The following is an 11,020-nucleotide window of genomic DNA, read 5'->3' as shown; positions in this document are numbered from 1 at the left end:
TGTGCGGTTCGCGGATCAGGCGGCCACCGGTCGCTTGCTGTTGTCCGCGGAGACGGCAGCGGTTGTCGCCGGTGTCCCGGGCAGTGCGGGGGATTGGGACTGTTCCTGCTCCCGAAGCCGCTGCTCCCGGCGCGAGGCGTGCAGCGACCAGAGGTAGACGCCGCGGACCAGGCAGACGATCGCGGTGGCGAAGAAGAGCCCGTACGTCACCGACGCGCCGGTCAGCACGCCGTACACCAGCGCCGCGCCGCCGCCGAAGGCGAACTGGGCGGCGGGGCGGCTCGGTGTGGTGCCCGGGTCCGTGATCATGTAGTTGGTGAAGAGCACGAACGCGGTGCCGGTCATGGTGGCCAGGGCGGCCGGGATCGAGGTGTCCAGCACCAGGCCACGGAAGACGGACTGCGCCACGAAGATCGACAGCCAGCCGGCGATCAGCCACATGCGGCGGGTGAGCTTGGCGTTGAGCATGGTGCCCAGGACGAGGATCACCGCCACGATGGCCCAGTCGGCGAGACCGGAGAGGTTCTCGGTGAAGTGGTACGGCGGCGCGATGGAGACCCACGGGAAGAGCAGCAGGACGATGGAGATGCCGAAGTTCGACGGGTTCATGAAGTGGCGCAGCCGCCCGTTGACCGGCGCCCGCAGCAGCCACTTCCCGCTGATCGCCACCAGCACGCCGAAGAGCATCACCAGCAGCCGGTCGTTGGTGTAGAGCAGCATGTTCACCGCCAGCGCGGTGATGTGGGCGGGGAAGAGGAACTCCACCAGGTTGCGGACGCCGCCGGCGTACCGGGGGGCGCGGCCCTCGCCGCGCGCGCCCACCGCCTCCAGCAGGAGTTCGGCGGCGTACGCGGTGAGCACGGCGTACACCGGCCAGAGCGCGGGTTGCTCGAAGCCGAGGACGGTGTAGCCGAGGATGTTGAGGATGGTGATCGAGATCGCGAAGCGGCGCAGCGCGGTCACTCGCGGGTCGCGTGGCTTCGTCATGAGCTCGCCTCCTGTGCCTGGGTGCCGAGGATGAGCGCGTGCCGGCCGGGCGTGAGCGTGAGGCTCTGCGCGCGGGGTGCGCCGGTGCGGTCCCGCCAGGCGAGGTCGACCTGGACCGGCCCGGTGATCTCGCCGAGGCCGATGTGCACCTCGAAGCTGCGCCGACCGGAGTGGCCGCTGCCGCCGTCGACGCGACCGCGCAGCAGGCGGCCGTCCGGGGTGCGGACGGTGACGTCCGCGCCGATCGCCGGTGACCCGGTGACGGCGTCGCCGGTCGGCGGACGGGTCAGCTTCAGGGAGAGCTGCGATCCGGTGTCGGGGCTGTCGTTGCGGTAGAACACCGGCGCGTCCCACTGCCGGGCCACCGCCATGTCGAGCCGGCCGTCGCCGTCGGCGTCGCCGAGCGCGATGCCCCGGGTGGGAATCGGCACGGCCAGCCCGAGTTGGTCGGCGATGTCGGCGTAGCCGCCCCCGGGCATCTGGGCGTGCAGGCGGAGCGGCTGGCCGCCGGCGATGTCGTCGCCCTCGCTGACCCGTGGCCACGACACGGTGTGCTCCAGCAGCGTGTCGTTGGCGGTGGCCAGTTCCTGTAGCTGGGCCCACCGGTTCACCTCGCCCTTGACGAAACCGCTGGTCTGCACGATGTCGGGCCGGCCACGATTGGTGAGGTCGGCGATCTTGACGTCCCAGCTCCAGCCGCTCCAGGCGAGGTTCAGCGGGGCGCTGCGGTCCACGAACGGCGCCCGGCCGGCGGCGAACCGCTCGCGCAGGTCGGCCTCGTCGCGGGCCTGGTTGATGAAGGCGAAGTTGCTCTCCTGGATGCCGAACGAGGTGGTGATGTTGCCGACGTACATGTCGTAGAGGCCGTCGCCGTCCAGGTCGCCGACGTCGACGCCCATGCCCTTGAAGGAGTCGTGCCCGAGCACCTTCGACTTGGGCACGGTCAGCCGGCTGTTCTCGCCCTCGACGAGGGCCAGCCGCACCCGGCCCGGGGTGGAGCGGTTGTGCAGCAGCCGGTCGGGGCCGAAGTCGTTGGCGACGTACAGCTCGGGTAGCAGGTCGCCGTCGAGGTCGGCGGCGGCGGACGCGAGTGACCAGCCGCGCGAGACGTCGCCGTCGAAGAGGTCCGGCACGTCGGCGAAGGTGACCGCGTCGGCGGTCGCGCCGGTCCAGCGCAGGACGTGGTTGCGCCCGCCGTTGTAGGCCGCCGACATGGATCGGTTCATCACCACGCCGCCGCTGACGGTGTGGTCGAGCACCGGGCCGTCGGGGAAGTAGTTGCCGACGAAGATGTCCTCGTGGCCGTCGCCGTCGAAGTCCGCCACGCTGACCGTGTTGGTGTTCCACCGCGGCCCGGCGTACCCGCCGTCGGCGGCGGCGGGCCGGGGAAGCAGCTCGACCGGTCGGAACGCCGCCGCGGAGAGCACGGTGGCGCCGGGCCGGGCCAGGAAGATCACCGGGGTCCGGCCCCACCAGTAGACCAGCAGGTCGGTGCGGCCGTCCTCGTTGAAGTCGCCGGGCGCGCAGCCCATCGGCGCCATGTGCGGGCCCATCGGCAGCGGGGCGGGGTCGAGCACGAACGGCGCGTACCGCTGCTGGCCCGCCCCGGGAGTCGGGGTGACCACCACCCGGTCGATCCGCACGTCGGTGACGCAGAGGTCGTTGGCCAGGCCGTCGCCGTCGATGTCGTTCATGGCGACGCCAGCGCCGACCGAGGAGATCCAGGCGTCGATGTGCGCGTAGTCCTGGTTGACCCGGCGGATGCTCTGCTGCGGCAGCCCCCCGGGAATCGCGATGGACAGCGGCGTGAACCGGTAGGCCGCGGCCACCCGCCGCCGCTCGTCGTCGATGGCCGTGGCCGGTTTGGCGATCAGGAACAGGGCGACGATCAGCAGCAGGGCGGTCAGCCCGGCGAGGTGACGTCGGCCCCAACCAAGGATCATGGACACCCGGTCAGCACCTCCCCAGCAGGACGAGTTGGTCGGCGATCCGCTGACGCCACACCGCGAAGGCGGGCAGCGGCGCCGAGTCGGTCAGGTCGGTCAGGGCCGCGTCGGTGATCGCGGCGGCCCGCTCGGGCGTGGCGCCGCACAGGGCGGCGGTCGCGGTGGCGGTCTGTGCCGGCACGTGCCCGGCCCGCATCCGGGCCTTCGCGGCGAACGCGCTGCCCTGGGCGAGCCAGGGGCGGTGCTCGCCGGCGGCCTCGCGCAGGGCGTTCAGCTCGGCCTGATCGGCGCCACCGGCGTAGCTGGCCGCGAGGCCGACCCCGCTCCACAGGTCGGCGTGCCGGTCGACGGCAAAGCGGGTGAGCAGGCGGGCCAGCTCAGCCGGGTCGGCGCCGGCGACGAACCACAGCGCCCGCCCGATGCCCTGGTCCACGGCGTGCGGGGCGTAGGGGCGCAACTCGGTGGGCCAGGTGCGCGCCGGGTCGCGGTGCCGGCCGTGGATGTACCGGTCGGTGTGGAAGTAGGCCTGGTGGAAGCCGTAGCCGTCGAGGGCGAGCCAGCGCAGCAGCGGGTCGGGCGGTAGGACCGCCCGCCAGCGCCAGCGGGGCAGCCGGGCCATCGCCCATCCGGCGCCCACGTGCACCATGTAGACGTGCGCGGCCCCCCGCCCGGCCAGGAACCGGGTCAGCCCCCGGCCGCCGGGGCGCAGGCCGTCCATCAGGGCGTACGCCATCGCGGCGCCCTCGTAGGCGAAGCCCCGCAGCGGCGCCGGCCGGCGTTCCAGCAGTTCCTCGGCGGCCCGGGGCGAGGGCGCTCCGGCGGCGTCGCCGAAACCGCCGATGAAACTGAGCCCGGCACTTTCCAGAGACTGCCGGCCGGCGTCGTTCTTGACGTGGAAGCCACGCACGTCCAACAACGCCTCTTGCTTGTCAGGGGTCAGGATCCGTTGCCGTAGTGCCAAAAATATTCGGGCCATGGCAAGTCCAATTCGCCTGGTTCTGATCATGCGGATTCGTCCACCGGACAGGGATGTGCGTCGATCGGGTTCCTCGCTCTGGCCAATACTTGCGGAACGTGTCGGCTATTGTCTTCTCGCAGCTTGCTGTGTTGTCTTCGCCGGTGTCGACGACCTTCCCGGCGAGGCCGGGAAGGTCGGGCAGGCGCAGGTCAAGTGTCCCGTGGCGCACCGGAACAAACGGGACGGCGTGGTGATCCCCGGGATGCCGGAACTGCCGTTGTGCAGCTAATCAAGACGCGTTCAAGAGCGGCACAGCACAATCGGGCACGGTTTCCGCGTAGTGATGGAGGGGGTATGAGGCAATTTCCTGGTGCCGTCCCTAAGGAACGCGAAGGTCAACTGGCCGCCATTGTCCGGGTGATTGAGCACATGAGAGGCGAACTCAGTAGACCGTTGCCGCTGGAGGCGTTGGCGCGTCTCGCCCCGTTCAGCCCCTTCTATTTCCACCGCCTGTTCAAGCAGGCCACGTCGATGACACCGGCGCGTTTCCTGGCGGCCCTGCGCATGGCCGAGGCGCGGCGGCTGCTGCTGCATTCCTCGCTGACCGTGACGGCGATCAGCGCCCAGGTGGGGTACTCGAGCGTCGGCACCTTCACGACGCAGTTCCGCCGCTGGGTGAGCCTGCCCCCGGAGCGGTTCCGCCAGCTCGCCCGGCAGTTGGTCGGAGTGTCCGTGGCGGCGCTGCTTCCGGTGATCCACGGCCGGGCCCTCCGCGCCGGCCAGGCCCCCCGGGCGCTGATGCACCTCGACACCGGCGATCCGCCCGGACTGCTGCTCGCCGCGGTGACCTCCCCCACGGGAGGACGCAACGAGTGGTGGACGGCCGCGCCGCGCCCACTGCCGGCGGCGCTGCCGTCCACCGTGCCGCCGGGCGAGCACTGGGCCCGCGTGCTGCTGCTGCGGCCCGACCGGGACGCCACCGCGGCGCTTGTCGACAGCGCACCGGACAGCTTCCTGACCGGCGGCGCGCAGCTGCGGATACCGGCGGAGACGGGTGGTGACCGGCGTTCCTGGTCCGTCGCGCGGACCACGGTCGCGGTGCCGGTGCGGCCGGTGCGGATCACCGATCCGCCGTTGCTCTCGGCCACGCCGCTGCGCTGGCTGCTGGGTGTGTCACAGGCCGGTTGGCGGGGGCGGACGCCGGTGGCGGCCGAGCGGCGTGCGCTCCGTACCGCGTGATGACGGCGCCCTGGGCCGGGCCGACTCCCAAGATCGAGCTGCACGTCCACTTCGAGGGGACGGTCCGACCGGAGACGCTGCTTGTCCTCGCCCGGCGCAACGGGGAGCGGTTGCCCGCGGAGACGGTCGAGGGTCTGCGCCCGCTCTACGAGTTCGTCGACTTCGCCCATTTCATCCGAACCTGGATGCTCACCACCAACTGCCTGCGGACGGCTGACGACTTCCGGCGCATCGTGGTGGAGTACGCCGCCGAGGCGGCCGGCCACGGCGCCCGCTACCTGGAGGGCATCTTCTCGCCGGCCGAGCGGGTGCGCCGGGGGGTTCGCTGGACGGACATCTTCGAGGGGTACGCCGACGGCGCGGCCGAAGCGTATGAGCGGCACGGCGTGCGGGTGCGGTTGACCCCTGACGTGGACCGCGAACTGGAACCGGCCGCCGCCGAGGAGTGCGCCCGCCAGGCCGTCCGGTATCGGGAGCGGGGCGTGGTCGGGTTCGGTCTGGGCGGGCCGGAGCTGGCCGCGCCCGCGAAGGCGTTCGCCCGAGCCGTGGCGATCGCCCGCGACGGCGGCCTGGCGTTCGTCCCGCACGGCGGCGAGGAGGGCGGCCCGGACTCAGTGCGTGACCTGCTGGAGCTGGCTCCGGCCCGGATCCGGCACGGCATCCGGGCCGCCGAGGACGACGACCTGCTCGCCGAGCTGCGGGAGCGAAGTGTGGTGCTGGACGTGTGCCCCACGTCCAACCTGCGGACCCGGGTGGTGGAGTCGGAGGCCGCCCATCCGCTGCCCCGCCTCGTCGCCGCCGGTCTGCTCTGCACGGTCGGCACCGACGACCCGGCGATGTTCGGTACCGACCTGGGCCGTGAGCACGAGCTGGCGGCGCGTCTCGGCCTCGCGCCCGAGCGGGCGTACGCCGCCGGGGTGGCTGGGGTGCTCTGCGACGACACGACTCGTGACCATCTGGTGGCGGTGGGCCGGCGGGCCTACGGCTGACCCGCGGGCACCGGCTTGTCCCCACCCCGGAAGACGAGTGTGGATTTGTCGGTGTTGTTGGGGTCGCCTTCGCAGTCGACCACGACGATCTGTCCTGGGGTGAGTTCGTTGAACAGGATGCGTTCGGAGAGGTTGTCTTCGATGTCGCGTTGGATGGTGCGGCGTAGTGGGCGGGCGCCGAGGACGGGGTCGAAGCCCTTGACCGCGAGGTACTTTTTGGCGTTGTCGGTCAGTTCCAGACCCATGTCCTTGTTACGGAGTTGGGTTTCGATGCGGGAGATCATGATGTCGACGATCGAGAGGATCTCGGTCTGGCGGAGCTGGTGGAAGACGATGGTGTCATCGATGCGGTTGAGGAACTCGGGCCGGAAGTGCTGCTTGAGTTCGTCGTTGACCTTCTGCTTCATCCGGTCGTAGTTCGACTCGGAGTCCTCGGACTGCTGGAAGCCCAGGCTGACGGCCTTGGCCACGTCCCTCGTGCCGAGGTTGGTGGTCAGGATGATGACCGTGTTCTTGAAGTCCACGATCCGGCCCTGACCGTCGGTCAACCTGCCGTCTTCCAGGATCTGCAGCAGGGTGTTGAACACATCCGGGTGGGCCTTCTCGATCTCGTCGAACAGCACCACGCTAAACGGGCGACGCCGCACCTTCTCGGTCAGCTGCCCGCCCTCGTCGTAGCCGACGTACCCGGGCGGCGCACCCACCAGCCGGGACACCGTGTACCGGTCATGGAACTCGGACATGTCCAACTGGATCAACGCGTCCTCGGACCCGAACAGGAACTCGGCGAGGGCCTTGGACAACTCGGTCTTACCCACACCCGACGGGCCGGCGAAGATGAACGACCCGGACGGACGCTTCGGATCCTTCAACCCAGCCCGGGTCCGCCGGATCGCCTTCGAGACCGCCTTGACCGCGTCTTCCTGACCGATGACCCGCTTGTGCAGCTCGTCTTCCATCCGCAGCAGACGCGAGGTCTCCTCCTCGGTCAGCTTGTAGACCGGGATACCCGTCCAGTTGCCCAACACCTCGGCGATCTGCTCGTCATCAACCTCCGAGACGACGTCCAGGTCACCGGCCTTCCACTCCTTCTCCCGCTGCGCCTTCTGCCCCAGCAACTGCTTCTCGGTGTCCCGCAACTGCGCAGCCCGCTCGAAGTCCTGCGCGTCGATCGCGGACTCCTTGTCCCGACGCACCTGAGCGATCCGCTCGTCGAAGTCCCGCAGATCCGGCGGCGCGGTCATCCGACGGATCCGCATCCGCGCACCCGCCTCATCAATCAGATCGATCGCCTTGTCCGGCAGGAACCGATCCGAAATATACCGATCCGCCAGCGTCGCCGCCGCCACCAGCGCCGCATCGGTGATGCTCACCCGGTGGTGCGCCTCATACCGGTCCCGCAAACCCTTCAAGATCTCGATCGTGTGCGCCAGAGACGGCTCACCCACCTGGATCGGCTGGAAACGACGCTCCAACGCCGCGTCCTTCTCCAAATGCTTACGATACTCATCGAGGGTCGTCGCACCGATGGTCTGCAACTCACCACGAGCCAGCATCGGCTTGAGGATGCTCGCCGCGTCGATCGCCCCCTCCGCCGCCCCCGCCCCCACCAGAGTGTGGATCTCATCAATGAACAAGATGATGTCACCCCGGGTCCGGATCTCCTTGAGCACCTTCTTCAGACGCTCCTCAAAATCACCCCGATACCGCGAACCCGCCACCAACGCACCCAGGTCAAGCGTGTACAACTGCTTGTCCTTCAACGTCTCGGGCACCTCACCCTTGATGATCTTCTGAGACAGGCCCTCCACCACCGCGGTCTTACCCACACCAGGCTCACCGATCAACACCGGATTGTTCTTCGTCCGGCGGGAGAGCACCTGCATCACCCGCTCGATCTCCTTCTCCCGCCCGATCACCGGATCAAGCTTGCCCTCCCGAGCCGCCTGCGTCAGATTCCGCCCAAACTGATCCAACACCAGACTCGTCGACGGCGCCGCCTCACCCGCCGCAGCACCCGCCGCAGCCGGCTCCTTACCCTGATAACCCGACAGCAACTGGATCACCTGCTGACGCACCCGGTTCAGATCAGCGCCCAGCTTCACCAACACCTGCGCCGCCACACCCTCACCCTCACGGATCAAACCCAACAGGATGTGCTCCGTACCGATGTAGTTGTGACCCAACTGCAGAGCCTCACGCAGCGACAACTCCAGGACCTTCTTAGCCCGCGGCGTGAACGGAATATGCCCACTCGGCGCCTGCTGACCCTGACCGATGATCTCCTCCACCTGCTGACGGACACCCTCCAGAGAGATCCCCAAACTCTCCAAAGCCTTCGCCGCCACACCCTCACCCTCATGGATCAGGCCCAACAGGATGTGCTCCGTACCGATGTAGTTGTGGTTAAGCATCCGGGCCTCTTCCTGGGCCAGGACGACAACCCGTCGCGCTCGGTCGGTAAACCGCTCGAACATGCCCTCGTGCTCCTCACCTGAGTCATCCGGCCACAGGAATACTAAGATTTTATATAGTGTCATGTCTATCGTGAGTTGCCGATGTGTTCATCTAGTCGAACGCCTTCCCTGCTCAAGTCCGTATTTGCCGGGTTTTGGGTGGTTGGGCTAAGCGCAGGCTGCAACTTTCATCAATAGCTGCACCATATGAAAAAGAACTTTGCGGTCGCTGACGCCCGGTCGGCGGCCCCGGTCGGCGCCTCGCGGTGCTGACCGCACTGCTCAGGCGGGTGGCGCGGGCCGGCGCGCCCGGCTCCGGAGCATGATCGCTGGCTGTGGCGGGGCGATAACCCGATGTGTCAGTCTCGGCTCACGCTGAGGCTGGGGGGATTGATGACGGACATGCGCGTCTGTTACCGGGTCGACCTGCTGGGCCCGCTGCACGTCGAGCGGAACGGACATCGGTTGGAGCCGGGCCCGGCCAAGCAGCGGGCGATCCTCTCCCTTCTGGCGTTACGCCTCGGCGACAGCGTCCCGGTGGGCGAGGTGGAAGAGGCGGTCTGGGCCGGGATGGTGCCGTCCAGTGCCCGCTCGCTGGTGCACACGTACGTCGCCCGGCTGCGCCAGGTCCTGGAGCCGGAGCACCCGCCGCGCCGGAGGGTGCGCGTCATCGCCTCGACCGTGTCCGGGTACTCGCTGCGCGCGGAGACCGTCGAGACGGACGTCGCCCGGTTCCGGCGGTACGTTGCCCGGGCCGAGAAGCGGATCGGCGAGGGGGGCCGAGAGGAGGCGTTCGACCTGCTCGGCCAGGCCCTGGACCTGTGGCGCAGCCCGAGCCTCGGTGAACTGCGTTCCCTGCTGCACGACAACATCGAGGTGGAGGCGCTGGGTACCGCCTGGGCGGCGACCGCCCACAGCTACGTCGGACTGGGCCTGCGGCTGGGACGCTCCGCCACGGTGCTCGACACCGCCACCCGGCTGGCCCGGCTGGAACCCCTGCACGAGGCGATCCAGGCCGACTACCTTGCGGTGCTCAGCAGCAGCGGGCATCGGACGGTGGCCCTGCACCGGTACGCCGAGGTCATCCAGCGGCTCCGCACCGAGCTGGGCGTCGACCCGGGGGAGGAACTGCGGGCGGTGCACCGTGCGCTGGTGCGCCCGGCCGGTCGCCCCCCGGTGCCCCGTCCGGCGCAGGTGGTTCCCGCCGCCCGGCGGCGGCCCGGCTGCGGGCCGGTCTCCGGGCAGTTGCACTGGCGGGCCGGGGATATCGCCGACCTGGTGGGCCTCCTGGCCAAGTACCGTGCGGTGACGGTCTCCGGCGCGCCCGGCTGCGGCAAGTCGGCGGTGACCCTGCGCGCCGCCCACCAGGTCGCCCGGGTCTTCACCGGCGGGGTCCTGACGGTGGACACCCTCGACCTCAGCGACCGGCGGCAGTTGGAGCGCCGGCTGTCCCGGATGCTCGGGGGAGACGGCGCCGAGGACCCGGTCGAGCTGCTGCGCGATCAGCCCACGCTGTTGGTGCTGGACAATGCCGAGCACCTGGTCGACGCGTGCGCCGTGGTCGCCGACCGGCTGCTGCTGGCCTGCCCCGACGTGGCGGTGCTGACCAGCTCGCGCCAGCCGCTCGGGTTGCCGTACGAGCGGGTCCAGCGCCTGCATCCGCTGCCGGTGCCGCAGCCGGGCGGGTGGCCGTCGGTGCTGTCCAGTCCGGCGGTCGCCCTCCTGGCCGAACGGGCGGCCCAGGCCCGCCCCGGGTTCCGCCTCGACCGGCGGGACGCGGAGGTCGCGGTCGAGATCTGCCGCCGGCTGGACGGACTGCCGCTCGCGCTGGAGATGGCGGCCGCCTGCCTGTCCGCCGAGAGCCTGGACGGGGTGCTGCGCAGGCTGGAGGGGCCGCTGGAGGGGGTGCGCCCGCCCGCCGCCGGTGCGGAGCCGCGACATGCATCGCTGCGGGCGATGCTGGACCGCAGCGTCCAGCGGCTCGACGTCGTCGAGCGGTGTCTCTTCCACCGGATCGCGTTGCTGCCGGGGGTGTTTGACCTGGCGGCGGCCCAGCGGTTCTGGCGGCCGCACCCGTGCGGCCCGACCGACGTGCGGGTGGTGCTCGCCGCACTGGTGGACAAGTCGTTGGTGATGCCGGTGGGGGAGGGCGGAGGGCGTTACCGGATGCTCGGCCTGCTGCGCCGGTTGGCGTGCGAAGCCAGCGGCGCCGGGGCCGGCGCCACCGGCTTCGCGCCGAGGCCCGCCCCGGAGGTGTCCGTGCCGCTCGTCCGGCCGCTGTTGCCGGTGGGGGTGGCAGCCACGGCGGAGTGACCGGCGGCCGGGCGACGGCCCGCTCCCCGATGGGGGAGCGGGCCGTCGCCGTGTGGGCTCTGCCCGCGGCCGCCGGGCCCGGTCCGGTGGCCGGTCCCGAGCCGGGCCGGCCCGTCCCGTTCTGGGTCCGGG

7 protein-coding genes are annotated in these 11,020 nt (G+C 70.3%); 3 read left to right on the top strand and 4 right to left on the bottom strand.

What is annotated here, in order from left to right; all coding sequences use genetic code 11:
* Nucleotides 1-15 precede the first annotated feature (15 nt).
* From ACQPYA_RS19510 to ACQPYA_RS19500, 3 genes are read right to left on the bottom strand one after another with little or no spacing between them, the layout of a single operon-like run.
* A complete protein-coding gene (locus ACQPYA_RS19510) occupies nt 16-987 on the bottom strand; it encodes an enediyne biosynthesis protein (protein ID WP_433528534.1) in 972 nt (323 codons plus the stop codon).
* Nucleotides 984-2,936 carry a CRTAC1 family protein gene (locus ACQPYA_RS19505; RefSeq protein ID WP_433528533.1) on the bottom strand — a complete coding sequence of 651 codons (1,953 nt, stop codon included), beginning with the start codon at nt 2,934-2,936 and terminating at the stop codon, nt 984-986. The genes ACQPYA_RS19510 and ACQPYA_RS19505 overlap by 4 nt, the downstream gene beginning before the upstream one ends.
* Nucleotides 2,937-2,940: 4 nt before the next feature.
* Nucleotides 2,941-3,909 (bottom strand): DUF1702 family protein, encoded by a 969-nt coding sequence (locus tag ACQPYA_RS19500; RefSeq protein WP_433528532.1) that lies wholly within the window; start codon nt 3,907-3,909, stop codon nt 2,941-2,943.
* 411 nt (nt 3,910-4,320) lie between these two features.
* On the opposite strand from ACQPYA_RS19500, the gene ACQPYA_RS19495 reads away from it, so the two are divergent.
* Together ACQPYA_RS19495 and add are read left to right on the top strand one after the other, a co-directional pair.
* On the top strand, nt 4,321-5,130 hold the full coding sequence (locus ACQPYA_RS19495) for a helix-turn-helix transcriptional regulator (RefSeq protein ID WP_433528531.1): 810 nt from the start codon (nt 4,321-4,323) through the stop codon (nt 5,128-5,130).
* Nucleotides 5,130-6,119: an adenosine deaminase gene (gene add, locus ACQPYA_RS19490; RefSeq protein WP_433528530.1), complete on the top strand. Its 990-nt coding sequence runs from the start codon at nt 5,130-5,132 to the stop codon at nt 6,117-6,119. The genes ACQPYA_RS19495 and add overlap by 1 nt, the downstream gene beginning before the upstream one ends.
* Here the strand turns inward: add and ACQPYA_RS19485 are convergent.
* Nucleotides 6,110-8,596, bottom strand: a complete 2,487-nt coding sequence (locus ACQPYA_RS19485) for an ATP-dependent Clp protease ATP-binding subunit (protein ID WP_433528529.1) — start codon at nt 8,594-8,596, stop codon at nt 6,110-6,112. The two genes, add and ACQPYA_RS19485, sit on opposite strands and share 10 nt — an antisense overlap.
* Nucleotides 8,597-8,968: 372 nt before the next feature.
* Here ACQPYA_RS19485 and ACQPYA_RS19480 point away from each other — a divergent pair, with 372 nt between their 5' ends.
* Nucleotides 8,969-10,888 (top strand): BTAD domain-containing putative transcriptional regulator, encoded by a 1,920-nt coding sequence (locus tag ACQPYA_RS19480; RefSeq protein WP_433528528.1) that lies wholly within the window; start codon nt 8,969-8,971, stop codon nt 10,886-10,888.
* The last annotated feature ends 132 nt before the right edge of the window (nt 10,889-11,020 follow it).

The sequence above is a fragment of the Micromonospora sp. CA-263727 genome (assembly GCF_050942455.1).
In the GTDB taxonomy this organism is placed as follows: Bacteria; Actinomycetota; Actinomycetes; order Mycobacteriales; family Micromonosporaceae; genus Micromonospora.
The sequence above is the reverse complement of the archived record's forward strand: the minus strand, read 5'-3'. Positions and strand labels throughout refer to the sequence as shown.

What these genes read in the sequence shown, in the direction of transcription:
- ACQPYA_RS19500 (WP_433528532.1), bottom strand. Translation starts at nt 3,909, where the DNA reads ATGGCCCGAATATTTTTGGCACTACGGCAACGGATCCTGACCCCTGAC.
- ACQPYA_RS19510 (WP_433528534.1), bottom strand. Translation starts at nt 987, where the DNA reads ATGACGAAGCCACGCGACCCGCGAGTGACCGCGCTGCGCCGCTTCGCG.
- add (WP_433528530.1), top strand. Translation starts at nt 5,130, where the DNA reads ATGACGGCGCCCTGGGCCGGGCCGACTCCCAAGATCGAGCTGCACGTC.
- ACQPYA_RS19485 (WP_433528529.1), bottom strand. Translation starts at nt 8,596, where the DNA reads ATGTTCGAGCGGTTTACCGACCGAGCGCGACGGGTTGTCGTCCTGGCC.
- ACQPYA_RS19480 (WP_433528528.1), top strand. Translation starts at nt 8,969, where the DNA reads ATGACGGACATGCGCGTCTGTTACCGGGTCGACCTGCTGGGCCCGCTG.
- ACQPYA_RS19495 (WP_433528531.1), top strand. Translation starts at nt 4,321, where the DNA reads ATGAGAGGCGAACTCAGTAGACCGTTGCCGCTGGAGGCGTTGGCGCGT.